This window comes from Geodermatophilus sp. SYSU D00879 (genome assembly GCF_054050375.1).
In genome coordinates this window covers 1-24,037 of sequence record NZ_JBJGZF010000027.1, presented here as the reverse complement: position 1 = coordinate 24,037, position 24,037 = coordinate 1, and the positions used below count along the sequence as shown (strand labels likewise).

The following is a 24,037-nucleotide window of genomic DNA, read 5'->3' as shown; positions in this document are numbered from 1 at the left end:
ACCGGCTCCCGTCAGTACTTGAGCAGGTTGGCGTCGTCGACCGACGCCGACCGGCGGGTCCGGTAGATCGACATGATGATCGCGAGGCCGACGACGACCTCCGCCGCGGCGACGACCATGACGAAGAACGCCATGATCTGGCCGTCGACGGTGCCGGAGGCCCGGGCGAAGGTGACCAGCGTCAGGTTGACCGAGTTGAGCATCAGCTCGACGCACATGAAGACGACGATCGCGTTGCGCCGCACCAGTACGCCGACGGCGCCGATGGTGAACAGGATCGCCGCGAGCACCAGGTAGTGCGTGAGCGTCATCGCCGGTCCTCCGGAGCCGGGTCGAGCGTGCCGAGCGCGGCGTCCGGGCTGCCCAGCTGGGCGCGGCCGGTGGGGCGGGGCATCTGCTCGACCTCCTGGGGCTCGATGCCGGTGGCCAGGCTGTCCTCGGCGGTGCGCCCGTCGGGCAGCAGCGCGCCGGCGGCCACGGAGTTGGCGCGGGCGAACACGCCGGGGCCGGGCAGGGTCTGCGGCCGGTCGGTGAGGAACCGGGCGCGGGAGAGCTCCTTCTGCGTCCGCCGGGTGCCGGGCTCGCGCTCGATGTGCGCGAGCACCATCGCGCCGACCGCGGCGGTGATCAGCAGCGCGCTGGTGACCTCGAAGGCCAGCAGGTAGCGGGTGAACAGCAGCTCGGCGATCGAGTCGATGTTGCCGGTGCCGCCCTGCGCGTCGGACAGGCCCGCGACCGGGGTGTCCTGCGTGGCGCGGGCGATGCCGGCGCCGACCAGCCCGGCGAACCCGACGCCGAGCACCGTGGCCGCCACCCGCTGCCCGCGCAGCGTCTCGACCACGGAGTCCGAGGAGTCCCGGCCGACCATCATGAGGACGAACAGGAACAGGATCATGATCGCGCCGGTGTAGACGATGATCTGCACGGCGCCGAGGAACGGCGCGGACTGGACGACGTAGAAGACGCCGAGCGCCAGCATCGTGTTGACCAGCCACAGTGCCGAGTGGACGGCGTTGCGGCTGAACACCATCCCCAGCGCCCCGGCCAGCGCGACCGGGCCGAGGATCCAGAAGACGACGGCCTCGCCGGTGCCGATGGCGACCTCGGTCATGCCCGCTCCACCGTGACCGGCTCGGCCGGCGAGCCCTGCTGGGGCTCGCGCACGTAGTAGGCCTTCTCGTCGTCGCCGAGGCGCATGGCGTGCGGCGGGGCCTCCATGCCCGGCAGCAGCGGGGCCATGAGCTGTTCCTTGGTGTAGATCAGGTCCTGCCGGTTGTCGTCGGCCAGCTCGAAGTCGTTGCTCATCGTCAGCGAGCGGGTGGGGCAGGCCTCGATGCACAGCCCGCAGAAGATGCAGCGCAGGTAGTTGATCTGGTAGACGCGGCCGTACCGCTCCCCGGGGCTGTAGCGCGCGTCCTCGGTGTTGTCCCCGCCCTCGACGTAGATCGCGTCGGCCGGGCAGGCCCAGGCGCACAGCTCGCAGCCGATGCACTTCTCCAGCCCGTCGGGGTGTCGGTTGAGCACGTGCCGGCCGTGGTAGCGCGGCTTGGTCACCTTGGGGACCTCGGGGTACTCCTCGGTGGTCACCTTCTTGAAGATCTGGCCGAAGGTGACGCCGAACCCCTGGCCGGGCGCCGGCAGCAGGCTGCGGCGGGGCGCAGGCGTGCCGCCACCGGCGCCGCCGGCCCGCTCGACCTCGCCCCCGCCGCGCCGGGCCGGGGTGGCCCCCGCGGGGGTCCGCTCAGACATCGGAGTCCTCCTGTGCGCTGGTCGCGGTGCTGCCCGTGGTGCTGCCGCCGGCCCGGCGGCCGCTGCTGACCACGCCGCCCTCGGGGCGCGCGCCCACCGGCTCGGCCCGGCGCAGCCGCGGCGACGGCGGCACGACGAGGTCCATGGGCGGCACCGGGAAGCCGCCCTCGGCGCGGGCCGGGCCGGTGCGCTGCGCCGGCCGGTGCCGCGGCCCGGCCGGGGGCAGCACCTCGGGGTCGGGGTCGGGGTCGGTGGCGTGGACGCCGCCGGCCGCGGCGTCCTCGGCCATGAGCCGGGTGTCGCGGTTGCTGGCCCGGCTGGCGACCGACAGGCCGAGGAGCACCAGCAGCGCGATCGGCACGCCGACGAACACCGCCACCTGACCGGTGGACAGGTCCGCCTCGCGGGAGACGGTGCGCATGGTGGCGACGGCGAGGATCCAGACCAGCGCCGTCGGCACCAGCACCTTCCAGCCGAAGCGCATGAACTGGTCGTAGCGCAGCCGGGGCAGCGTCCCGCGCAGCCAGATGAACACGAACAGCGCCACGCAGACCTTGAGGAAGAACCACAGCAGCGGCCACCACCCGGAGTTGGCGCCGTCCCAGATCGAGATCGGCCACGGGGCCCGCCAGCCGCCGAGGAACAGCGTCGCGGCCAGTGCCGAGACGGTGACCATGTTGATGTACTCGGCGAGGAAGAACAGCGCGAACTTCAGCGACGAGTACTCGGTGTGGAAGCCGCCGACCAGCTCGCTCTCCGCCTCGGGCAGGTCGAACGGCGCCCGGTTGGTCTCGCCGACGACGGCGACCGCGTAGATGACGAAGCTGACCGGCAGCAGGACCGCGAACCAGCCCGGGCCGGTGAACTCCAGCCCGAAGAACGACAGCCGGTTGCCGTCGGCCTGGGCGGCGACGATCTCCGAGGTCGACATCGACCCGGCGTAGAGGAACACCGCGACGATCGACAGGCCCATCGCGATCTCGTAGCTGACCATCTGGGCGGCGCTGCGCAGCCCGCCGAGCAGCGGGTAGGTGGAGCCCGAGGCCCAGCCGGCCAGCACGATGCCGTAGACGCCCATCGCCGAGCAGGCCAGGACGACCAGGACGCCGATCGGGGCGTCGGTGAGCTGCAGCGGGGTCTGCTGGCCGAAGATGCTGACCACCGGGCCCAGCGGGATGACCGAGAACGCCAGGAACGCCGGGATGGTCGCGATGACCGGGGCCAGGAAGTAGACCGGCTTGTCCGCGAGCGCGGGCCGGATGTCCTCCTTGAACGCCAGCTTCAGCCCGTCGGCCAGGCTCTGCAGGTAGCCGCGCGGGCCGACCCGGTTGGGGCCGACGCGCTGCTGCATGCGGGCGACGACCTTGCGCTCGAACACGATCGCGAACAGCGTCATCAGGACCAGCACGACGAAGACGCCGACGATCTTGACGAGCACGATCCACCAGACGTCGTGCCCGAAGTCCTCGAGCGTCGGCTGGTCGGCGGCGGCGAGCAGGGTCACGCGACACCTCCCGCGCTCGATCCCGGAGCACTCAGCCGGACGACGCCGCCGGGCGCCGTGCCGAGACCGGTGCGCAGCTCGCTGCCCGGTGAGCGCATCGGCAGCCACACCACGTCGTCGGGCATCTCGGTGACGCAGACGGGCAGGGTGACCGAGCCGGTGGCGCCGGTGACGGTGAGCGGGGCGCCGTCGGCCACCCCGAGCCCGGCAGCCCGCGCGGCGCTGATCCGCACCACCGGCGGGCGGGCGGTGCCGGCGAGCTCGGGCTCGTCGCGCTGCAGCGTCCCGACGTCGAGCAGCTGCCGCCAGGAGGCCAGCAGCGCCTCGCCCTCGCCCGGCTCCGGCGCCACGGCCGGCGGCACGTCGAGGCCGCCCTCGGCGCGGGCGCTCGCGTCGCCGAGGAAGGCGAGCTCGGCGCGGGCCGCCTCGGGGGTGGGCAGCCGCAGGTCGGCGTCGAGGTGCTCGGCCAGGCCGTGCAGCACCCGGCCGTCGGGGAGCTGGCCGGTGCCGTGCAGCGTGGCGTCGAAGGACCGCACCCGGCCCTCCCAGTCCAGGTAGCTGCCGGCCTTCTCCGGCGCGGCGGCCACCGGCAGGACGACGTCGGCGTGCTCGGTGACGGCGGTCGGCCGCTGCTCGAGGCTGACGACGAACGACGCCGCGGCCAGCGCTCCCGCCGCGAGCGCGGGGTCGGGCAGGTCGGCGGGGTCCACGCCGCCGACGACGAGGCCGGCCAGCCGGCCGTCGCGGACCGCGGCGAGGATGCCGGTGGTGTCCCGCCCGGGCAGCGCCGGCAGGTCGGCGGGGTCCACGCCCCACAGCGCGGCCACCTCGGCGCGGGCGACGGGGTCCTCGACCGGCCGGCCGCCGGGCAGCAGCGCGGGCAGCGCGCCGGCCTCGACGGCGCCGCGCTCCCCGGCCCGCCGCGGCACCCAGGCCAGGCGGGCGCCGGTGGCGCGGGCGAGCGCGGCCAGCGCGGTGAACGCGCCGGGCACCTCGGCCAGCCGCTCGCCGGCCAGCACGACCGCGCCGGGCTGCCGCAGCGCCTCGACGGCGGGGCCGCCCCAGCTGCCCTCGGCCAGCGCCGCGAGCGCGCGGGCCTCCTCGCCCGGCCGGGTGACCAGCACGGTGGCCTGCAGCTTCTGCGCCGCGCGGCTGGCGAACGGGGCCAGGTCGTAGACGGCCAGCCGGTTCTTCCGCACCGCCCGGCGCAGGCGGAGGAAGACGATCGGCGACTCCTCCTCCGGCTCGAAGCCGGCCAGCAGCACGGCCGGGGCGGCGGTGAGCTCGTCGTAGGTGACCGCCCCGCGGCCCGGGCCGGTGCCGGCCACGTGCGCGGCGAGGAAGGCCTGCTCCTCGGCCGAGTGCGCGCGGGCGCGGGCGTCGACGTCGTGGGTGCCCAGCGCCACGCGGGCGAACTTGGCGTACGCGTAGGCGTCCTCGACGGTCAGCCGGCCACCGGGCAGCACCCCGACCCCGCCCGCGGCCCGCGCGGCGCGCAGGCCCTCGGCGGCCGCGGCCCACGCGTCCGGCCAGGAGGCGGGCTCCAGCACGCCGTCGCGGCGGACCAGCGGGGTCGTGAGCCGGTCGTTGGTCGCGGCGTAGCGGAAGGCGAAGCGGCCCTTGTCGCAGGTCCACTCCTCGTTGACCGCCGGGTCCTCCCCCGCCAGCCGGCGCATGACCTTGCCGCGCCGGTAGTCGGTGCGCATCGAGCAGCCCGAGGCGCAGTGCTCGCACACCGAGGGCTCGCTGCGCAGGTCGAACGGCCGCGACCGGAACCGGTACTGCGCGCTGGTGAGCGCGCCGACCGGGCAGATCTGGGTGGTGTTGCCGGAGAAGTAGGAGGAGAACGGCTCGTCCTCGTAGACCGCGACCTGCTCCAGCGCGCCCCGCTCGAACAGCTCGATGAACGGGTCGCCGGCCACCTGCTGGGAGAACCGGGTGCACCGGGCGCACAGCACGCAGCGCTCGCGGTCGAGCAGGATCTCGCTGCTGATCGGCAGCGGCTTGGGATAGGTCCGCTTGACGTCGACGAAGCGGGTCTCGGCGCGGCCGTTGCTCATCGCCTGGTTCTGCAGCGGGCACTCGCCGCCCTTGTCGCAGACCGGGCAGTCCAGCGGGTGGTTGATCAGCAGCAGCTCCATCGTGCCCTGCTGCGCCTTGTCCGCGACGGGGCTGGTCAGCTGCGTCTTGACCGCCATGCCGTCGCTGACCGGCATGGTGCAGGAGGCCACTGGCTTGCGCTGGCCCTCCACCTCGACCAGGCACTGCCGGCAGGCGCCGACCGGGTCCAGCAGCGGGTGGTCGCAGAACCGGGGGATCTGGATGCCGACCATCTCCGCGGCCCGGATGATCAGCGTCCCCTTGGGCACCGCGACGTCGAAGCCGTCGATGGTGCAGTGGACGGCGTCCGGCGGGGTGTGCGGGCCGGGGACGCCCGGCGGCACCGCCGGCGAGGGCTCGGGGGCGGTGGGAGTGAGCGTCACGAGGCGACTCCGACGGGCTCGAGCCGCAGCGAGCGGCCCAGGCGGGCCTGCTCCTCGGGCGGCAGCAGGGCGACGTAGTCGTCGCGGAAGTACTTGAGCGAGCTGGTGATGCAGCTCGTCGCACCGTCCCCGAGCGCGCAGAACGAGCGGCCGAGGATGTTGTCGCAGGTGTCGGTGAGCAGGTCGAGGTCGGCCGCCGTGCCGCGGCCGTCGACCAGCCGCTGCAGCACCTGCACAAGCCAGTAGGTCCCCTCGCGGCAGGGCGTGCACTTGCCGCAGGACTCGTGCGCGTAGAACTCGGTGAACCGCAGGGTGGCCTCGACGATCGAGTCGGTCTCGTCGAACACCATGAGCGCCGTCGTGCCGAGCATCGAGCCCGCGGCGGCGACCGAGTCGAAGTCGAGCGGGACGTCGAGGTGCTCGGCGGTGAAGTACGGCGTCGAGGAGCCGCCCGGCGTCCAGAACTTGAGCTCGTGCCCGGCCCGCACGCCGCCGGCCATCTCCAGCAGCTCGCGCATCGTGGTGCCCATCGGCGCCTCGTACTGGCCGGGGCGGGTGACCCGGCCCGACAGCGAGTAGATCTTCGGCCCGGGCGACTTCTCCGGCCCGAACCGCTTGAACCACTCCGCCCCGCCGCGGACGACGAACGGCACGGTGGCCAGCGTCTCGACGTTGTTGATGACCGTCGGGGCGCCGTAGAGGCCGGCGACCGCGGGGAACGGCGGCTTGAGCCGCGGCTGCCCGCGGTAGCCCTCGAGCGAGTCGAGCAGCGCCGTCTCCTCGCCGCAGATGTAGGCGCCGGCGCCGGCGTGCACGACCAGCTCCAGGTCGTAGCCCGAGCCCAGGATGTCGCTGCCGAGGTAGCCGGCCGCGTAGGCCTCCTCGACGGCGGACACCAGCCGGCGGTGGGCGTGCACCGCCTCGCCGCGGACGTAGATGACGGCGAACCGGCAGCGGATCGCGTACGCCGAGATGATCACGCCCTCCACCAGGGAGTGCGGGTCGGTCATCATCAGCGGCAGGTCCTTGCAGGTGCCCGGCTCGCCCTCGTCGGCGTTGACCACCAGGTACTTGGGCATCGCGGCCGGTCCGGTCGGCGTCTCCCCCGGCTTGGGCTGCGGGATGAAGCTCCACTTCATGCCGGTGGGGAAGCCGGCGCCGCCGCGGCCGCGCAGGCCGGAGTCCTTGACCAGGGAGACCAGCTCGTCGGGCTGCATCGACAGCGCGGTGCGCAGCGCGGCGTAGCCGTCGAGGGACTCGTAGGTGGACAGCCGCCAGGGCTGCTCGGCGCCCCAGCGCGCGGTGAGGACGGGGGTGAGCGGCATCTCAGGCCTTCCCTGGACCCTGGCCGGAGGTGCCCGGCTCGGTCCCTGCGGGGGTGTCGGGGGTGGGACGCTCGCCGCCGGGGGTGCGCCGGCCGTACTCGGTGCCGCGGTCGGGATGGGCCTGCGCGGCGCCGGCCCGCTCGGCCGGGTTGTCGGCGGCGGCGACGCGGGCGTCGGCGGCCTGCTCCTCCGGCGTCTGCCCGGCGTCGCCCGACGGCGCCACCGTCTCCGCGGGCTCGCCGGTGTCGGCGGGCTCCGGCTCGGGGCCGCTCATCGGCGGGGCGGACTCGCCGCGCTCGGCGGCCAGCCGGACGCCGGCCAGCGTCGGGCCCCACTCCCCCGGCGCGTCGACGGCGGCGCGCGCGGCCCCGGCGTCGGCGTGCTGGGAGAAGCCGGCCAGCTGCCGGGAGACCCCGCGGAAGTCGGTGAGCGGGGCGCCGCGCGTGGGGTGCGGCTTCTCCCCGCGGCGCAGCGCGGCGACCAGCGCGCGGGCGCTCTCGACGTCCTGCTGGTCGTAGAACTCGTAGTCGACGGTGACCACCGGCGCGTAGTCGCAGGCGGCCAGGCACTCGGCGTGCTCGAGGGTGACCGAGCCGTCGGCCGCCGTCTCGTCGTGGTGGACGCCGAGGTCGGCCGACAGCGCGTCCATGATCCGCTGCCCGCCGAGGACGGCGCACAGCGTGTTGGTGCAGACGCTGACCAGGTGCCGGCCGGTCGGGCGGCGCTTGTACATCGTGTAGAAGGTCGCGACCGCGCCGACCTCGGCCTTGGTCAGCCCGAGCACCTCGGCGCACAGCGCGACGCCCTCCGGCGTCACGTAGCCCTGGTAGCTCTGGACCAGGTGCAGCATCGGCAGCAGCGCCGAGCGCGGCTGCGGGTAGCGGGCGGTGATCTCCCGCGCCTCCAGCCACGCCTGCTCGGTCAGCGGCGGCAGGTCCGCCGGCGGCGGCTCGACCGGGCTGTCGACCAGCCCCGTCGTCGCCGCACCCTCCCGGGACCCGGGGAGCGCGCTCATCGGTCCACCCCTCCCATCACGGGGTCGATGGAGGCGATGGCGGCGATGACGTCGGCGATCATCCCGCCCTCGCTCATGGCCGCGGTGGCCTGCAGGTTCACGAAGCTGGGGTCGCGCACGTGGACGCGCCACGGCCGGGTGCTGCCGTCGCTGACGACGTGGTAGCCGAGCTCCCCGCGCGGCGACTCGAGCGGCACGTAGACCTGCCCGGCCGGCACCCGGAACCCCTCGGTGACCAGCTTGAAGTGGTGGATCAGGGCCTCCATCGAGGTGCCCATGATGTGCCGGACGTGCTCGAGGGAGTTGCCCATGCCGTCGGCGCCGAGCGACAGCTGCGCGGGCCAGGCGATCTTCCGGTCCTCGACCATCACCGGGCCGGGCTCGAGCCGGTCGAGCGCCTGGCGGACGATCTTCAGCGACTCGAACATCTCGGCCATCCGGACCAGGTAGCGGCCCCAGGCGTCGGAGGTGTCGGCGGTGGGGACCTCGAAGTCGTAGGTCTCGTAGCCGAGGTAGGGCTCCGTCCGGCGCAGGTCCCAGGGCAGCCCGGCGGCCCGCAGCACGGGCCCCGTGACGCCGAGCGCCAGGCAGCCGGTGACGTCGAGGTAGCCGACGTCCTTGAGCCGCCGCTGCCAGATCGGCTGGCCGGTGAGCAGCTTGTGGTAGCCGGCCAGCCGCTCGGGCATGACCGCGAGCCACTCGCGGATCGACTCCTCCACGCCGGCCGGCAGGTCCTGGGCGACGCCGCCGGGCCGGATGTAGGCGTGGTTCATGCGCAGCCCGGTGATCTCCTCGAGCAGGTCCAGGCACAGCTCCCGCTCGCGGAAGCCGTTGGTCATGCCGGTGAGCGCGCCCAGCTCCATGCCGCCGGTGGCCAGGCCCACGAGGTGCGAGGCGATCCGGTTGATCTCCATGACCAGCACGCGGATGGTCTGCGCCCGCTGCGGCACCTCGATGCCGAGCAGCTTCTCGACGGCCATGCAGTAGCCGGCCTCGTTGAACAGCGGGGCCAGGTAGTCCATCCGCGTCACGAAGGTCGTGCCCTGCACCCAGTTGCGGTACTCGGTGTTCTTCTCGATGCCGGTGTGCAGGTAGCCGATGACCACCCGCGCCTTGGTCACCGTCTCGCCCTCGAGGTCGAGGACCAGCCGCAGGACGCCGTGCGTCGAGGGGTGCTGCGGCCCCATGTTGACGACGAGCCGCTCCTCGCCGGAGAGGTCCGCGCCGAAGGCCTGGTCCCAGTCGCCGCCGGTGACGGTGTAGACCCGCCCCTCGGTGGTCTCCCGCGAGCCGGCGTACGGGTCGTAGGTGGTGCTCATCGGTAGCTCCGCCGGGTGTCGGGCGGCGGGATCGTCGCGTCGTGGTACTCCACCGGCACGCCGCCGAGCGGGTAGTCCTTGCGCTGGGGGTGCCCGTCCCAGTCGTCGGGCATGAGGATCCGGGTCAGCGCCGGGTGGCCGTCGAAGACGACGCCGAACATGTCGTACGTCTCCCGCTCGTGCCAGTCCGCCGTCGGGTAGACCGAGGACACCGACGGCACGTGCGGGTCCTCGGCGGTGACGGCGACCTCCAGCCGGATCCGCCGCCGGTAGGTCATCGAGGTCAGGTGGTAGACGACGTGCAGCCGCGGCCGGCCGGCGTCCACCGCGGGGCCGCCGCTGTCCAGGTAGTCGACCCCGGAGACGCTGCTGCACAGCTCGAACCGCAGGGCGTCGTCGTCGCGCAGCGCCCGGACCAGGGTCAGCAGGTGCTCGCGGGCGACGAAGTAGGTGATCTCCCCGCGGTCGACGAGGACCCGCTGCACCGCGGCCGCGTAGGTGGCCGCGCCGACGGCGTCGACCAGCGCGTCGGTCACCTCGTCGAACCAGCCGCCGTAGGGGCGGTCGGTGGAGTGCAGCGCGACCGCCCCGCCGGGCTCGACGCGGACCAGGCCGCCGAAGCCGGAGGTGTCGCCGCTGCCGCTGACGCCGAACGCGCCCTTGCGGAAGCCGCCGCCCGCGGCCGCGGCGCCCTGCGAGGCGTCGGCGCCGCTGCGGTCGCCGGGGCCGGTCACCGGGACCCGCCGCGCGGTCCGGGCAGGAGGACGGCGTCGCCACCGCGCTGCTCGATGGCGAACTGGCCGGTGCGGCCGAGGGCCGCGGCCTGCTCGTAGGCCGCCCGCTTGGCCTTGTCGGCGCGGACGCTGGAGGGCATCTCGACCAGCAGGTCGGGGGCGCGGCCCTCGGCCCGCTCCTCCTCGAGCCGCCGGGCCCGCTTGGGACCGAGCGGCTCGTTCTGGATCTTGTGGTGCAGCTTGAGGATCGCGTCCGTGAGCATCTCCGGGCGCGGCGGGCAGCCGGGGAGGTACATGTCCACGGGGACGACGTGGTCGACGCCCTGCACCACCGCGTAGTTGTTGAACATGCCGCCGGAGCTGGCGCAGACGCCCATGGCGAGCACCCAGCGCGGCTCGGGCATCTGGTCGTAGATCTGCCGCAGGACCGGCGCCATCTTCTGGCTCACCCGGCCGGCGACGATCATGAGGTCGGCCTGGCGCGGGGAGGCGCGGAAGACCTCCATGCCGAAGCGGGCCAGGTCGTAGCGGCCGGCACCGGTGGCCATCATCTCGATCGCGCAGCAGGCCAGGCCGAAGGTGGCCGGCCACAGCGAGGACTTGCGCGTCCAGTTGACCAGCTTCTCGACCGTGGTCAGCAGGAAGCCGCTCGGCAGCTTCTCCTCGAGACCCACGTCAGCTCCCCTCCGTCAGTCCCACGCTCAGTCCCACTCGAGGCCGCCGCGGCGCCAGACGTAGGCGTAGGCGAGGAAGACGGTGGCGATGAAGACCACCATCTCGACCAGGCCGAAGACACCCAGCGCGTCGTTGGCGACGGCCCACGGGTAGAGGAAGACGATCTCGATGTCGAAGACGATGAAGAGCATCGCCGTCAGGTAGTACTTCACCGGGAAGCGGCCGCCGTGCAGCGGCTGGTCGACCGGTTCGATGCCGCACTCGTAGGCCTCGAGCTTGGCCCGGTTGTAGCGGCGCGGGCCGACGAACGGCGCGACCGTCACCGAGAACAGCGCGAAGGCCGCGGCGAGCGCGAACAGCCCCACGATCGGGACGTAGGACGACAGCACCGGCGCCTCCCTCGGCGGCTCGTGAGCTTGTGAAGAAATTCACAAACTCGTGCCACGAGCCTATGCCGCCCGGGTCGGCAAGTGAAGCGCGGGGGGTGAGTGAGTTCACATCCCCGGGTAACGGTCCTGTCACGGACCGCTTCTGCTGCTCCTCAGACGGACGGCGTGAGCCGGGTGAGGACGGCGACCACGCGGTCGAAGCGGTCGCCGTCGCGGCCGTCGGAGAGGTTGCCCATCAGCCGCAGCGCGGCGTTCACCATCGCCGGCCGCTCGAGCCCGTGCGCGGTGGCGAAGCGGACCAGGCCGGGGCGGTCGAGCAGCGCCAGGAAGGCCATCCCGAGCCGGTGGTGGCGGCCGTAGGCCTCGCGCAGCCGCTCGGGGTACCGGCGCAGCACCGCCTCGCGGGCCGGCCCCTCCGGGGCGGCGAGCGCCGCGGCCGCCGTCTCCCCCGCCATCCGGCCGGTCTCCAGCGCGTAGCTGATGCCCTCGCCGTTGAACGGGTTGACCACGCCCGCGGTGTCGCCGGCCAGCAGCAGCCCGCGGGTGTAGGCCGGGCCGCGGTTGAGCGCCATCGGCAGCCCGGCGCCGCGCAGCGGGGTGACCGCGTGCTCCTCGCCCAGCTGCCACTCCGGCGGCAGGGTGGCCAGCCAGCGGCGCAGCACGGTGCGCGCGTCGGTCTCGCCGCCGCGGCGGGTGTCGAGCAGGCCGAAGCCGACGTTGGCGGTGCCGTCGCCCATGCCGAAGGACCAGCCGTAGCCGGGCATCGAGTCGGCGGTGGGGCCCTCGGCGGACAGGTCGAAGGAGATGTCGAGGTAGGGGTCCTCGCCGCGCGGCGTCTCGACGTACCGGCGGACGGCGACGCCGAGCGGCCGGTCCTCGCGGCGGGTCAGCCCGATCGCCTTGGCCAGCCGGCCGGACAGGCCCTCCGCGGAGACGACCAGCGGCGCCCGCCAGGTCACCGGCTCCCTGCCCGGGCCGGCCTGCGCGTGCACGCCCACGACCCGGCCGGCGTCGTCGAGCAGCGGGTCGGTGACGGTGACCTCCTGCTCGAGCCGGGCGCCGGCGGCCACGGCGTGCTCGGCGAGCATCGGGTCGAGGTCCTTCCGCGGCCGGATCAGGCCGTACCCGGGCCAGGAGTCCAGCCGCGGCCAGTCGACCTCGACCACCCGGCCGCCGCCGAAGACCCGCAGCCCGCGGTGCCGCACCCAGCCGGCCGCCGGGGAGACGTCGACCCCAATCTCGTCGAGCGCCTTCACCGCGCGCGGCGTCAGGCCGTCGCCGCAGACCTTCTCCCGCGGGAAGCGCGCCTTCTCCAGCACGACGACGTCGAGCCCGGCGGTGGCCAGGGTCCACGCGGCGGCCGACCCGGCCGGCCCGGCCCCGACCACCACGACGTCGGCGCTGCCCCCGGCGGTCGGACTCGTCACGCGCTGGCCCCCTCGGTGCTCGGTCGGCGGTCGTCCCGAGCCTAGGCGGGCCCCCCGCCGGGGCCGCCGGCGAGCGCGGCGCGCACCTCGTCGTCGGACGTCTCGCCGAAGTCGTCGTAGTAGCGGCCCACCGCGCCGAACGGGTGCGGGGTGACCGGGCAGACGACCTCGTCGGCCAGCACGGACAGGTCGGCGCACACGTCGGGCGCCCCGACGGGGACGGCGACGACGACCGCGGCGGGACCGGCCGCCCGGACCGCGGCGAGGGCGGCGCGCATGGTGGAGCCGGTGGCCAGCCCGTCGTCGACGAGGACGGCGGTGCGGCCGGCGAGCGCGGGCGGCGGCCGGTCGCCGCGGTAGGCCAGCTGCCGGCGGCGCAGCTCGGCCAGCTCGGAGCGGCGCACCTCGTCCGCGGCGGCGGGCCCGACGGGGTTGCGGGCGAGGACGGACTCGCTGCGGACGCTCTCGACGGTCTCCCCCACCGCGGCCAGCGCGCCCATGGCCAGCTCCGGCCGCTCGGGCAGGCCGAGCTTGCGGACGGCGACCACGTCGAGCTCCGCGCCGAGCGCCGCGGCGACCTCGGCCGCGACCAGGACGCCGCCGCGGGGCAGGCCGAGGACCAGCGCGTCCGGGCCGAGCGGCACGCCGGGGGGACGGGCGGGGTCGGTCAGGCGCGCGGCGAGCCGCCGGCCGGCGTCGCGCCGGTCGCGGTACGGGCGGCCGTCCACCGCGCGGCCGGGTCAGACGGGCTGGGGGCCCGACGGCGGCGGGGCGCTCGGGTCGGTGGGGCTCGGCTGCGGCAGCGGGGCCGGCGACGGCGGCGAGATCGGGTCGACCGGGGACGGCGACGGACCGGGCGGCTCGGGCATCGGTGTCGGTGTCGTCATGCGCCGACGCTATCCCCGCACGCGGGCCGTGGGAGCCCTCGGCGGCGGGCCGGTCAGGGGCGGACCGCGCGGTGCAGCGCGACGACGCCCCCGGTCAGGTCGCGCCAGGCGACGTCGGTCCACCCGGCGGCCCGGATGCGGGCGGCCAGTGCCGGCTGGTCGGGCCAGGCCCGGATCGACTCGGCCAGGTAGACGTAGGCGTCGGGGTTGCTGCTCACCGCGCGGGCGATCCGCGGCAGCGCCCGCATGAGGTACTCGGTGTAGACGGTGCGGAACGGCCTCCAGGTGGGACTGGAGAACTCGCAGACGACGAGCCGCCCGCCCGGCCGGACGACCCGGGCGAACTCGCGCAGCGCGGCGTCGGGGTCGGCCACGTTGCGCAGGCCGAAGGAGACGACCAGCCCGTCGGCGCTCGCGTCGGCGAACGGCAGCGCCATCGCGTCGCCGGCCACCTTCGGCACCGGCCGCGCCGCGCCGGCCCGCAGCATGCCCTGCGAGAAGTCGCACGCGATCGCGTGCACGCCCCCGGCGGCGAGCTCCACGGTGGAGACGCCGGTACCGGCGGCCACGTCGAGGACGACGTCCCCCGGCCGGGCGCCCAGCGCCTCGCGGGTGGCCCGCCGCCAGGCGGCGTCGCGGCCGCCGGAGAGCACGGTGTTGGTGAGGTCGTAGCGGCGGGCGACGCTGTCGAACATGGCCGCGACCTCGTGCGGCTGCTTGTCCAGCCCGGCCCTCGACCCGGCGGTGTGTGCGCTGTCTCGCCGGTCTGCCACGGCGGACGACGCTACCGGCTGCCTACGCTGGGGGCTGTGACGGCAGCGGCGGTGACCTCCCCGGACGCCGTCGCGCCCGCCGTCACCACGGTCGCGCTCCCCGACTCCCCCGACCTGCTGGCGCTGCTGCCGCGCGAGGGCGCGCTGTCCTGGGTGCGCCGCGGCGAGGGCCTGGTCGGCTGGGGCGAGGCCGACCGCCTCGAGGTCTCCGGTCCCGGCGCGCTGGCCGAGGCCGCCGCCTGGTGGGCCGACCGCACTGCCGCCCTCGCCGTCGACGACGGGGTGGGCGTGCCCGGCTCCGGACCGGTGGTGTTCGCGAGCATCGCGTTCGACCCGGCGCAGGAGACGTCGGTGTTCGTCGTCCCCGAGGTCGTCGTCGGCCGCCGCGACGGCGTCGCGTGGGTGACCACGACCGGCGGCGCCGACCCGTGCGACGTGCTGCCGGCCACCCGCGAGCCGCTGACCCCCGCGCCGGGCCGGCTGCGCTACGCCGACGGCGCGCTCGACCCCGCGTCGTGGTGCGGCGCGGTGTCCGCCGCGATCGGCCGCATCGGTGCCGGCGACCTCGCCAAGGTGGTGCTCGCCCGCGACCTGCTGGTGACCGCCGACGTGCCGCTGGACCCGCGCCGCCTGCTCGACCGGCTGGCCGCCCGCTTCCCCGACTGCTGGACCTTCGCCGTCGACGGACTGCTCGGCGCCACCCCCGAGCTGCTGCTGCGCCGCACCGGCCGGCAGCTGTCGGCGCGGGTGCTGGCCGGCACCGCCCCGCGCGGCGCGGGCGCCGAGGACGAGCGGCTCGCGGCGGGCCTCGTGGCCAGCGCCAAGGACCGCGCCGAGCACGCCCTCGCCGTCGACTCGCTCGTCCGCGCGCTCGACCCGTTCTGCACCGCGCTGTCGGTGCCGGAGCAACCCTCGCTGCTGACGCTGCCCAACGTGCGGCACCTGGCCACCGACGTCGTCGGCACCCAGCGCCGCTCGGGCGCCCGCGGCCGGGCCGGGCTGCTGGAGCTGGTCGACGCCGTGCACCCGACCGCCGCCGTCTGCGGCACCCCGCCCGAGGCCGCCGCCGCGGTCATCGCCGAGCTGGAGGGCATGGGCCGCGGGCGCTACGCCGGGCCGGTGGGCTGGCTCGACGCCCGCGGGGACGGCGAGTTCGGGCTGGCCCTGCGCTGCGCGCAGCTGGTCGACGACGACCCGCGCTCGGCCCGGCTGTTCGCCGGCTGCGGCATCGTCGCCGCCTCCGACCCGACGGCCGAGCTCGCCGAGACGCAGTCGAAGTTCGCCGCCTTCCAGGCCGCGCTGGAGGGCTGAGACGCCCGGTCCCGGCCGGCGCCGTCGTCGCCCTCCCCCGGAGACGGCGAGGGCCCCGGCCGCTGCGCGGTCGGGGCCCTCGTCGGGTGTGCGGGAGGTCAGCCCACGTAGTTCACGTGCACGTGGTCCATGTGGTTCGCGGTCGCGCCGCCGCGGTCCTCCATCGCCTTCCAGGCACCGTCGGGCGAGGTCAGGATGCGCTGCTGCCAGATGACGTACTCGACGCCCAGCTCGTCCCAGTGGTCCACGTGGTACTGGGCGATCGCGTCGCCGAGGGCGGCGTCGGACATGACCATGTAGTCCAGCGCCTTGCCGGAGGGGTGGCCGTCCGGGTCGACCGCGCTCGCCCGCGTGCCGCCGAGGGTGATGTCCGCGGCGCCCGGGACGTTGCTGACGACGGCGTTCGCCGCCGCCTGCACGGCCTCGTGGATCGCGCCGGCGGTGTTCGTGATCTCGGCGACGACCGAGGCCTGCGCGACCTGCGGGGCGGCCTCGGCGATCGGCGGGGTGGCGGCGGGCGCCGCCTCACCGGCGGCGACCGGGGCCGGAGCGGCCTCGGCGACCGGGGCGGGAGCGGCCTCGGCGGCGGGGGCCGGAGCGGCGGCGGGGGCCGGGGCGGCCTCGGCCGGGGCGGTCGAGCCGCTGAGCGCCAGCACCTGACCGGGGAAGATCAGGTTCGGGTTGGCACCGATGACGTCGACGTTGCGCTCGTAGAGCTCCCGCCAGCGCTGGCCGTGGGCGGCGGCGATCTTGGCCACCGTGTCCCGCCAGCGGACGGTGTACTCCTCGGTGGCGACCTCGGCCTGCTCGGCCGGGGCGGCCTGCTCGGCGGCCGGCTGCTCGGCCGGGGCGGCCGGGGCCTCGGCGGCAGGGGCGGCCTGCTCGACGGGAGCGGCCGGCGCCTCGGCGGCGGCCTCGGTGGTGCCGTCGGTCAGGTACCTGCCGCAGCTCGGCCAGGCGCCGACGCCCTGGCCGGCCAGGACCGCCTCGGCGATCTGGACCTGCTGGGCCGGGGTGGCGAGGTCGGCACGCGGGGCCAGGTCGGTGCCCCCGAAGGCGGCCCAGGTGGACTGGCTGAACTGCAGGCCGCCGTAGTAGCCGTTGCCGGTGTTGATGCTCCAGTTGCCACTGGACTCGCACTGGGCGACGCCGGTCCAGTCGTGGGTGGTGGAGGCGGACGCCGGCGAGCTCAGGACGCCCAGACCGACGGCGGCGGCGCCGGCGGCGACAGGGGCCTTGGCGATGACCTTCTTGGTGCGGACGTAGCGGGGTGCGCGGTGCTTGGGCATGGTGATGATCTCCCGATCACCGCCGGCGAGGTGAGCTGTCGGGTTCGGGCGATCGGTGCCCGGCCGCGGTCCGCGGCTTCACCCCGAGGCGCGCTCCGACAGACCCCCGTAGGTCGTCGCGCGCCGGAAGAGTGGGTCCCCCACCCCTGCCCTGGGAGTTGACGTGGGCGACCGGTGGGCAGGGTTTGGCGGACCGGCGCCGCGCTCTGTGTTCGCTGAGCGCAGCCAAAACGTTACGTGTCGTCATGTCGACTGTCGTCGTGACGGCGGTCACAGCACGGTTCGGCTGGGGCCCGTGGGGTATGGGGTGACGTCGGCGTGACCCCCCGCGCGGGTAACGGAACGCGCTGCTCGCCGCACGCGATCCGGCCCTGCCGTGGTCCTCCCGCCCCCGTCGCGGCCACCCCGCACCCCGTGACGAAGCCCACCGGCGACGGGCCCCGATCCGCGCCCGCACTCCCCGCCGCGAGGCGCCGTGGGGTGCCCGGACCTCCCTGGGGTCCCCCGCACGGACACGCGACTCGAGGTGATCGGCATCCCGGTCAGCGACGTCGACGTCGCCGAGGCCTCCTCCGTCGAGCAGGTCGGTTCCGGGCTCGACCACGACACCGGCCCGGCCCCGGGCATGCGTGTGGTGCAGATGACCCGCCGGGCTCCCCCTGCTCGGTGGTCATCGGCCAGGGCGTGCCGCCGGGCGAGCCGGGCTCGACCCGGGCCCGCAGCTCGTCGTCGAGGACGTCGACGCCGTCCGCCGGGCGTGGGGTCGACGTCACCGGGGTCCGGCAGCTGGCCCCCGAGGGCGCCCCGGCTCGCGGTTCGCGTTCTCCAGCGACCCCGACGGCAACGGCTGGTCGCTGCAGGAGGTCCGGCGCTCCTGAGGCCGGTCAGGCCAGCGCGCGGCCCGCGGCCTCCCGCAGGGCGACGGCGAGGTCGGCCTCCGCGCGCTGGTCGGTGCGGGCGACGACCACCCGCGGCCCGCCGCACGCCAGCGCGGCGGTGAGCTCCTCCGGCGTGGCCACCGCCGTCGCCGCCCAGCCCAGGGACGCCGCGACGGCGACCAGGTCCCGCCCGTGCGGCGTGCCGAACACCCGCCGGTAGTCGCGGGCGTACGCCGGCCGCCCCGGCTCCAGCTGGGCGAAGATCCCGCCGCCGTCGTTGTCGGGCACCACCACGGTGAGGTCCGGGCGCGGCTCGCCCTCGCCGGTGAGCAGCCCCTGCAGGTCGTGCAGGAACGTGAGGTCGCCCATGAGCGCCACCGCGGGCCCGCCGTGCGCCAGAGCGGCCCCGACGGCGGTGGACACCGTGCCGTCGATGCCGGCGACGCCGCGGTTGGCGAGCACGGCGACGTCGCCGCGCGGCACGGCGAGCCGGTCGACGTCGCGCACCGGCGTCGAGGAGCCGAGCACCAGCAGCGCGCCGGACGGCAGCGCGGCGACGACGTCGCGGGCCAGCCGGGCGGCGGTCAGCCCGGGCGCGGTGTCCAGCGCGGCGTCCACGGTCGCGCCCACCCGGTCCGCGGCCGCGCGCCAGGCGGCGGCCCAGCCCGGGTCGGCCGGCGGGCCGACCGGCGGGGCGGCACGGGTGACCAGCGCCGCCGACCGGCCGGCGTCGGGCCAGCGCGGCCCGGCGACCACCGTCTCCACGCGCACCCGCGGGTCGGCCAGCAGCGCCGACACCGGCCGGGACAGCGTCGGCCGGCCGACGACGACCACGCGCTCGGGCCGGTGCGCGTCCAGCCAGCCGGGCACGCCGAGCAGCAGCGCCCCGCCGCGCACCGCGCCGTCGGTCCACGCCCCGCCGCTCGGCTCGGCGACCACCGGCCAGCCGGCCGCGGCGGCGCCGGCCGCCCACGCCCGGCCGACGGCGTCCGGCCCGTCCCCGGCGACGACGAGCGTGCGCGGGCCGTCCGGGACCGGCGCGGCCGCGACCGGCGCGGGCTCCCCGGCGGTCCACGGCGCGCCGCCGTCCCGGCCGGCCCACGGGCCCGCGAGCGGGCCGGGCTCCTCCTCCGGCAGCAGCGGGTCGCGGAACGGCAGGTCCAGCTGCACCGGGCCGGGGTCGCCGGACAGGACGCCGGTGGCCGCGAGCAGCGCCCGGGACACCACCGAGCGCCAGTAGCGGTTTTGCGCGGCCTCCCGGCCGGCCTCGGGCACGCCGACGTCGGCCGCCCAGCGCACCGCGCCGCCGTAGAGGCCGGGCTGCTCGATCGTCTGGTTGGCGCCGGTGCCCCGCAGCTCCGGCGGCCGGTCGGCGGTCAGCGCCAGCAGCGGCACGCCGCTGACGTCGGCCTCGAGAACGGCGGCGTGCAGGTGCGCGGTCGCCGTCCCGGAGGTGGTGAGCACCGGCACCGGCCGGCCGGACGCGCGGGCCAGGCCCAGGGCGAGGAAGGACGCCGTGCGCTCGTCGATGCGCACGTGCAGCCGCAGGACGCCGGCCCGCTCGGCGGCGGCCAGCGCCAGCGCGACCGGCGCCGAGCGCGAGCCGGGCGCGACGACGGCGTCGCGGACCCCGCCGCGGACCAGTTCGTCGACCAGCACGCGGGCCAGCGCGGTGGAGGGGTTCACGCGGCCAGCACCGCGCCCAGCCGCTCGCTCCAGCGGGCGGCCACGTCGCCGGGCGCGGCCACGGCGTCCAGCCGAGCGGGGTCGGGCCGGGTCACCGGCAGCGCGCCGTCCACCGGCAGCAGCGGAGCGTCGGTGACGTCGCCGTCCAGGAGGGCGACCGTGGCCAGGCCACAGGCGAAGGGCAGCTCCGGCAGCGCGGCGGCCAGCGCGACCCCCGCGGCGATGCCCACCGAGGACTCCAGCGCGGAGGAGACCACGCACGGCAGCCCGTGCGCCTCGGCCACGCGCAGCGCGGCCCGCACGCCGCCCAGCGGCTGCACCTTGAGCACGACGACGTCGCCGGCCTCGCGCAGGTCCACGCCCAGCGGGTCATCGGCGCGGCGCACGCCCTCGTCGACGGCGACCCGGACGTCGACCCGGCGGCGGAGGGCGGCGAGCTCGGCGAGCGTGGCGCAGGGCTGCTCGACGTACTCCAGGCCCACCCGGTCCAGCTCCCGGATCCGGGCGACGGCGGTGTCGACGTCCCAGGCCGCGTTGGCGTCCACCCGGACCGCGCCGGACGGGCCCAGCGCGTCGCGGACGGCCTCCACGCGGGCGAGGTCGTCGGCGGCGGTCTGGCCCGGCTCGGCCACCTTCACCTTCGCCGTCCGGCAGCCCGACGCCGCCACGATCGCGTGCGCCCGCTCGGGCCCCACCGCGGGGACGGTCACGTTGACCGGCACCGCGTCGCGCACCGGCGCGGGCCAGCCCTCCAGCGCGGCCTCGGCGGCGGCCGCCCACCACCGGCGGCTCTCGTCCACGCCGTAGTCCCAGAACGGGGAGAACTCGCCCCAGCCGGCCGGGCCGTGCACGAGCACGCCGTCGCGGACGTCGATGCCGCGGAAGCGGGTGCGCATCGGCACCGACCACACCGCCAGCCGGTCGATCCCCTCGGGGAGGCCGGCGGGGGTGATCACGTCCGCAAGCCTATGTCGCGCGCGACGTACCCTCGGGACCCGTGATCCGGCAGCTGACCGTCCTCCCCGCGCCGGACGCCCCCGACGCCGTCCTCGGCACCGTGCTGCCCGCCGTCCGCGCCTGCCTCGAGGGCGCCGCGCCGCTCGCGGTCCTCCCGGCCGGGCCGCCCGCGGCCGCCGCGCGGGAGGTCCTCGCGCCGGACGAGCCGCTCGAGGACGGCGCCGACCTCGTCGTCGTCACCTCCGGGTCCACCGGCGGCCCGCGCGGCGTGCTGCTGCCGGCCGCGGCGCTGCGGGCCTCGGCGACGGCGACCCTCGACCGGCTCGGCGGGCCCGGCGCCTGGCTGCTCGCGCTGCCGGTGCCGGCTGTCGCCGGGCTGCAGGTGCTGGTCCGCTCGGTGCTCGGCGGCACGGCGCCCACCGTGCTCGCGGCCGGGGAGGACCTGGCCGCGGCGGTGGCGCGGATGCCCGCCGGCCGCCGGTACACCGCCCTGGTGCCCACCCAGCTGCGCCGGTACCTGGAGCGCGAGCCGGGGGCGCTGCGCGCGTTCGATGCGGTGCTGGTCGGCGGCGCGGCCACCGACCCGGCCCTGCTGGCGCGCGCCCGGGAGGCCGGCGTCGCGGTGGTGACCACCTACGGCATGACCGAGACCGCCGGCGGCTGCTTCTACGACGGCGTCCCGCTCGACGGCGTCCGGGTGCGCGTGGACGACGACGGGATCGCGGTCGCCGGCCCGGTGCTGGCGCTCGGCTACCGCCGCGACCCGGACGGCACCGCGGCGGCGTTCGCCGGCGGCGAGTTCCGCACCCGCGACGCCGGCAGCGTCGGCCCCGACGGGCGGCTGACGGTGGCCGGGCGGCTCGACGACGTCGTCGTCACCGGCGGCGTGAACGTGGCCCCGCAGGCGGTCGAGGGAGCGCTGCGCGAGCACCCCGCCGTCGCCGACGCCGTGGTGTTCGGCCGGCCCGACGGGGAGTGGGGGCAGCGGGTGGTGGCCGCCGTCGTCCCGGCGCCGGGCGCCGCCCCCGACCTCGCGGCCCTGCGGCCGTGGGTGGCCGAGCGGCTGGGCGGGCCGTCCGCGCCGCGCGAGCTGCACCTGATCGGGTCGGTGCCGACGCTGCACACCGGCAAGCCCGACCGCCGCGGCGTCGCGGCCCGGCTGGACGGGGGCGTCCGCTGATGGCGACGCCCGCGCAGTGGGTGGCCGGCGCCCGGCCCCGCACGCTGCCCGCCGCGCTCGCGCCGGTGCTCGTGGGCACCGGCGCCGCGGCCGCGCTCGACGGCTTCCGGCTCGTGCCCGCACTGCTGGCGCTGCTCGTGGCGCTGGCGCTGCAGGTGGCGGTCAACTACGCCAACGACTACTCCGACGGGAGGCGCGGCACCGACGCGGTCCGGGTCGGGCCGATGCGGCTGGTCGGCTCGGGCGCCGCCTCCCCCCGCGCGGTGCTGACGGCGGCGCTGCTGTCGTTCGCCGTCGCGGGGGTCGCGGGGCTGGCGCTGGCGGCGCTGTCGAGCTGGTGGCTGGTCGCCGTCGGCGCGGTGTGCATCGCCGCGGCCTGGACCTACACCGGCGGCCCGCTGCCCTACGGCTACCGGGCGCTCGGCGAGGTGTTCGTCTTCGTCTTCTTCGGCCTGGTCGCCGTCGCCGGGACGACGTTCGTGCAGACCGGGCGGGTCGAGGGGCTGGCGCTGGCCGCGGCGGTGCCCATCGGGCTGCTGTCGGTGGCGCTGCTGGTGGTCAACAACCTGCGCGACGTCGAGGGGGACGCCCGGGTGGGCAAGCGCACGCTCGCGGTGCTGCTCGGCGACCGCGCGACCCGGCGGTTCTACGTCGGGCTGCTCGCAGTCGCGTTCGCCGTCGTCGTCGCGATCGGGGTGGGGCGGCCCTGGGCGCTGCTCGCGCTGGCGGCCGCCCCGCTGGCCGTGCCGCCGTCGCGGCTGGTGCTCTCCGGCGGGCGCGGGCCGGCGCTGATCGCCGCGCTGCAGGCCACCGGCCTGCTCACCCTGGCCACCGGCGTGCTGCTCGGCGCCGGGCTCGCCCTGTCGGGCTGAGCGGGGCGCCGCACCGGGCCGGCCTACGACGGGCCGAGAGCCCGTCCGGCCTCCTTCCGGAGCTTCTGCGTCGCCTCATTCCCTGCCTTGCGCACGCCGGCGGCCGCGCTGCACCGTGCGCTCCGCCTTGCGCTTGAGCCGCCAGAACCGCCACGCACCGACGACCAGCAGCACCAGCGGCGCGAGCAGGAGCAGCACCGGGGACAGCACCAGCCCCAGCAGGAGGAGGACCGCGGCGAGGACGACGCCGACGACCCCGACGAGCGAACGCACAGCGTCCATGCGACGAGGATGCGCCCGGACCACCGGGTCCGCGCACGGCCGACGAGGCCCCGCGGCGGACGTGCTCACCGCGAGGGGACGGGGCTCAGGCGGCGGCGTCGCCCGACAGCCGGGCGCGCAGCTGCTCCTTGCGGGCGCGGCGGGCGACGCTGCGGGCGGCCAGGCCCTCGGTGAGCTTGTCGCGGACCGGGCGCAGCAGCACCAGCGCCACCGGCATCGACAGCAGCAGGCCGAACAGCAGCGCCGGGAAGCCGGGCAGCCCCACCAGCCAGATCAGCGCGACGAGCGCGGCGGCGATGACCAGCCGGCCGAACGTGTAGAGCAGCAGCCACGGCACGATCCGCGGCGGGGTCGCGGGACCGCCGGTGGGCGCGCCCGGGGTGGTGCTCTCGGCCATGCTGCTGTCCTCCTGCGTGCGGTGGGGCGTCATCCCGTCCGGCCCTCCCACTTGGTGGAGAGCACGACGGTCGTGCGGGTGCGGGCGACGCCCTCGATCCTGTTCAACGCGTTGATGGCGGCCTCGAGTGCCGGGATGTCGGTCACCCGGACCTTGAGCACGTAGCCCTCGCTGCCGGCCACGCGCCAGCAGTCCTCGACCTCGGGCATCGCCCGCAGCGCCGCCTCCACGCCGGTGTCGTCGACGGCGTCGCTCTCGATCACGCCGATGAGCGCGGTGACGTCCAGCCCCAGGGCGGCGGGGTCGACGACGGCGCGGTAGCCGAGGACCACCCCGGAGGCCTCGAGCTTGCCCACGCGCTCGTGCACGGCCGGCGCGGAGAGCCCGACCTGCCGGGCCAGCTCGGCGATGCTGGCACGGCCGTTGGCGCGCAGCAGGTCGATCAGCTGCCGGTCGACGGCGTCGATGGGGGGCTCCGTCCGGGTCGTGCGGGGACGCGGTCGCGGCCCGCTCCCCCGAGTATCCCCGCGCTCGTACATTGGGCGGCAGGGACGTTCCCGGAGAGGGGAGGCCGGGTGCCGGTCGTGCTGCTGCTGGTCGCGGTGCTCGTGGTGGTGCTCGTCGTCCGGGCGACGGCGGTCGCCGGGAGCGAGCTGCGCCGGGAGCGACCGGCCCGACGTCCGCGGCCTCCGCGCGCGGTCCGCCCGGTGACCCCCGACGACGACCCGGAGTTCCTCCGCGAGCTCGGCCGCCGCGTCCGCCGCGACGACGGCTCTCCCGCCTAGCGGGCCCGCTCCCCGGGGGGGGGGGGGGGGGGGGGGGGGGGGGGGGGGGGGGGGGGGGGGGGGGGGGGGGGGGGGGGGGGGGGGGGGCGCGGGGGGGCGGGGGCGCGGGGGGCCCCCGGC

Annotated in this window: 24 protein-coding genes and 1 riboswitch; of the genes, 4 read left to right on the top strand and 20 right to left on the bottom strand. The window is 76.4% G+C overall.

Features of this window, described 5'->3' with window-relative positions:
- Nucleotides 1–11 precede the first annotated feature (11 nt).
- The 14 genes from nuoK to ACI79B_RS22025 form a co-directional block, all read right to left on the bottom strand.
- On the bottom strand, nt 12–311 hold the full coding sequence (nuoK, locus tag ACI79B_RS22090) for an NADH-quinone oxidoreductase subunit NuoK (RefSeq protein WP_456930270.1): 300 nt from the start codon (nt 309–311) through the stop codon (nt 12–14).
- Nucleotides 308–1,111 carry an NADH-quinone oxidoreductase subunit J gene (locus ACI79B_RS22085; protein WP_456930271.1) on the bottom strand — a complete coding sequence of 268 codons (804 nt, stop codon included), beginning with the start codon at nt 1,109–1,111 and terminating at the stop codon, nt 308–310. Before ACI79B_RS22085 ends, nuoK begins: the two co-directional genes overlap by 4 nt.
- Entirely contained in the window at nt 1,108–1,749 is a 642-nt protein-coding gene (nuoI, locus tag ACI79B_RS22080; protein ID WP_456930272.1) for an NADH-quinone oxidoreductase subunit NuoI, read from the bottom strand. Before nuoI ends, ACI79B_RS22085 begins: the two co-directional genes overlap by 4 nt.
- Nucleotides 1,742–3,253 carry an NADH-quinone oxidoreductase subunit NuoH gene (nuoH, locus tag ACI79B_RS22075; RefSeq protein ID WP_456930273.1) on the bottom strand — a complete coding sequence of 504 codons (1,512 nt, stop codon included), beginning with the start codon at nt 3,251–3,253 and terminating at the stop codon, nt 1,742–1,744. The genes nuoI and nuoH overlap by 8 nt, the downstream gene beginning before the upstream one ends.
- Nucleotides 3,250–5,736 carry an NADH-quinone oxidoreductase subunit G gene (locus tag ACI79B_RS22070; protein ID WP_456930274.1) on the bottom strand — a complete coding sequence of 829 codons (2,487 nt, stop codon included), beginning with the start codon at nt 5,734–5,736 and terminating at the stop codon, nt 3,250–3,252. The genes nuoH and ACI79B_RS22070 overlap by 4 nt, the downstream gene beginning before the upstream one ends.
- Nucleotides 5,733–7,061: an NADH-quinone oxidoreductase subunit NuoF gene (gene nuoF / locus ACI79B_RS22065; protein WP_456930275.1), complete on the bottom strand. Its 1,329-nt coding sequence runs from the start codon at nt 7,059–7,061 to the stop codon at nt 5,733–5,735. The genes ACI79B_RS22070 and nuoF overlap by 4 nt, the downstream gene beginning before the upstream one ends.
- A gap of 1 nt (nt 7,062) precedes the next feature.
- The gene (gene nuoE / locus ACI79B_RS22060; RefSeq protein WP_456930276.1) at nt 7,063–8,076 is read right to left on the bottom strand and encodes an NADH-quinone oxidoreductase subunit NuoE; all 1,014 of its coding nucleotides are present in this window, start codon (nt 8,074–8,076) and stop codon (nt 7,063–7,065) included.
- Complete coding sequence (locus ACI79B_RS22055) at nt 8,073–9,395, bottom strand: NADH-quinone oxidoreductase subunit D (RefSeq protein ID WP_456930277.1); 1,323 nt, start codon at nt 9,393–9,395, stop codon at nt 8,073–8,075. The genes nuoE and ACI79B_RS22055 overlap by 4 nt, the downstream gene beginning before the upstream one ends.
- Nucleotides 9,392–10,129 carry an NADH-quinone oxidoreductase subunit C gene (locus ACI79B_RS22050; RefSeq protein WP_456930278.1) on the bottom strand — a complete coding sequence of 246 codons (738 nt, stop codon included), beginning with the start codon at nt 10,127–10,129 and terminating at the stop codon, nt 9,392–9,394. Before ACI79B_RS22050 ends, ACI79B_RS22055 begins: the two co-directional genes overlap by 4 nt.
- Complete coding sequence (locus ACI79B_RS22045; protein WP_456930279.1) at nt 10,126–10,803, bottom strand: NuoB/complex I 20 kDa subunit family protein; 678 nt, start codon at nt 10,801–10,803, stop codon at nt 10,126–10,128. Before ACI79B_RS22045 ends, ACI79B_RS22050 begins: the two co-directional genes overlap by 4 nt.
- A gap of 27 nt (nt 10,804–10,830) precedes the next feature.
- Complete coding sequence (locus ACI79B_RS22040; protein ID WP_456901421.1) at nt 10,831–11,193, bottom strand: NADH-quinone oxidoreductase subunit A; 363 nt, start codon at nt 11,191–11,193, stop codon at nt 10,831–10,833.
- A 152-nt stretch (nt 11,194–11,345) separates the two neighbouring features.
- A complete protein-coding gene (locus tag ACI79B_RS22035; protein ID WP_456930280.1) occupies nt 11,346–12,620 on the bottom strand; it encodes a geranylgeranyl reductase family protein in 1,275 nt (424 codons plus the stop codon).
- Nucleotides 12,621–12,661: 41 nt separating this feature from the next.
- On the bottom strand, nt 12,662–13,348 hold the full coding sequence (locus tag ACI79B_RS22030; RefSeq protein WP_456930281.1) for a phosphoribosyltransferase: 687 nt from the start codon (nt 13,346–13,348) through the stop codon (nt 12,662–12,664).
- Between the two features lie 212 nt (nt 13,349–13,560).
- Nucleotides 13,561–14,280 carry a demethylmenaquinone methyltransferase gene (locus ACI79B_RS22025; protein WP_456930282.1) on the bottom strand — a complete coding sequence of 240 codons (720 nt, stop codon included), beginning with the start codon at nt 14,278–14,280 and terminating at the stop codon, nt 13,561–13,563.
- A 36-nt stretch (nt 14,281–14,316) separates the two neighbouring features.
- Here ACI79B_RS22025 and ACI79B_RS22020 point away from each other — a divergent pair, with 36 nt between their 5' ends.
- Nucleotides 14,317–15,591 carry an isochorismate synthase gene (locus ACI79B_RS22020; RefSeq protein ID WP_456930283.1) on the top strand — a complete coding sequence of 425 codons (1,275 nt, stop codon included), beginning with the start codon at nt 14,317–14,319 and terminating at the stop codon, nt 15,589–15,591.
- A 98-nt stretch (nt 15,592–15,689) separates the two neighbouring features.
- On the opposite strand, the gene ACI79B_RS22015 is transcribed toward ACI79B_RS22020, so the two are convergent.
- From ACI79B_RS22015 to ACI79B_RS22005, 3 genes are all read right to left on the bottom strand, one after another.
- Complete coding sequence (locus tag ACI79B_RS22015) at nt 15,690–16,880, bottom strand: transglycosylase family protein (RefSeq protein WP_456930284.1); 1,191 nt, start codon at nt 16,878–16,880, stop codon at nt 15,690–15,692.
- A gap of 4 nt (nt 16,881–16,884) precedes the next feature.
- A riboswitch (cyclic di-AMP (ydaO/yuaA leader) is annotated at nt 16,885–17,054 on the bottom strand.
- Nucleotides 17,055–17,764: 710 nt separating this feature from the next.
- A complete protein-coding gene (gene menD / locus ACI79B_RS22010) occupies nt 17,765–19,444 on the bottom strand; it encodes a 2-succinyl-5-enolpyruvyl-6-hydroxy-3-cyclohexene-1-carboxylic-acid synthase (protein WP_456930285.1) in 1,680 nt (559 codons plus the stop codon).
- Nucleotides 19,441–20,400 carry an o-succinylbenzoate synthase gene (locus ACI79B_RS22005; RefSeq protein ID WP_456930286.1) on the bottom strand — a complete coding sequence of 320 codons (960 nt, stop codon included), beginning with the start codon at nt 20,398–20,400 and terminating at the stop codon, nt 19,441–19,443. Before ACI79B_RS22005 ends, menD begins: the two co-directional genes overlap by 4 nt.
- A 41-nt stretch (nt 20,401–20,441) precedes the next feature.
- Between ACI79B_RS22005 and menE the strand changes: the two genes are divergently transcribed.
- Complete coding sequence (gene menE / locus ACI79B_RS22000) at nt 20,442–21,581, top strand: o-succinylbenzoate--CoA ligase (RefSeq protein WP_456930287.1); 1,140 nt, start codon at nt 20,442–20,444, stop codon at nt 21,579–21,581.
- The gene (locus ACI79B_RS21995) at nt 21,581–22,453 is read left to right on the top strand and encodes a 1,4-dihydroxy-2-naphthoate polyprenyltransferase (protein WP_456930288.1); all 873 of its coding nucleotides are present in this window, start codon (nt 21,581–21,583) and stop codon (nt 22,451–22,453) included. Before menE ends, ACI79B_RS21995 begins: the two co-directional genes overlap by 1 nt.
- A gap of 75 nt (nt 22,454–22,528) precedes the next feature.
- Here ACI79B_RS21995 and ACI79B_RS21990 read toward each other — a convergent pair whose 3' ends face one another.
- The 3 genes from ACI79B_RS21990 to ACI79B_RS21980 all read right to left on the bottom strand — a co-directional run bounded on the left by ACI79B_RS21990 (nt 22,529) and on the right by ACI79B_RS21980 (nt 23,671).
- Nucleotides 22,529–22,735: a hypothetical protein gene (locus ACI79B_RS21990; protein WP_456930289.1), complete on the bottom strand. Its 207-nt coding sequence runs from the start codon at nt 22,733–22,735 to the stop codon at nt 22,529–22,531.
- A gap of 85 nt (nt 22,736–22,820) precedes the next feature.
- Nucleotides 22,821–23,132 (bottom strand): DUF4229 domain-containing protein, encoded by a 312-nt coding sequence (locus ACI79B_RS21985; RefSeq protein WP_456930290.1) that lies wholly within the window; start codon nt 23,130–23,132, stop codon nt 22,821–22,823.
- Between the two features lie 29 nt (nt 23,133–23,161).
- The gene (locus ACI79B_RS21980; protein WP_456930291.1) at nt 23,162–23,671 is read right to left on the bottom strand and encodes an Lrp/AsnC family transcriptional regulator; all 510 of its coding nucleotides are present in this window, start codon (nt 23,669–23,671) and stop codon (nt 23,162–23,164) included.
- A gap of 36 nt (nt 23,672–23,707) precedes the next feature.
- Between ACI79B_RS21980 and ACI79B_RS21975 the strand changes: the two genes are divergently transcribed.
- On the top strand, nt 23,708–23,917 hold the full coding sequence (locus ACI79B_RS21975) for a hypothetical protein (RefSeq protein ID WP_456930292.1): 210 nt from the start codon (nt 23,708–23,710) through the stop codon (nt 23,915–23,917).
- Nucleotides 23,918–24,037 lie beyond the last annotated feature (120 nt).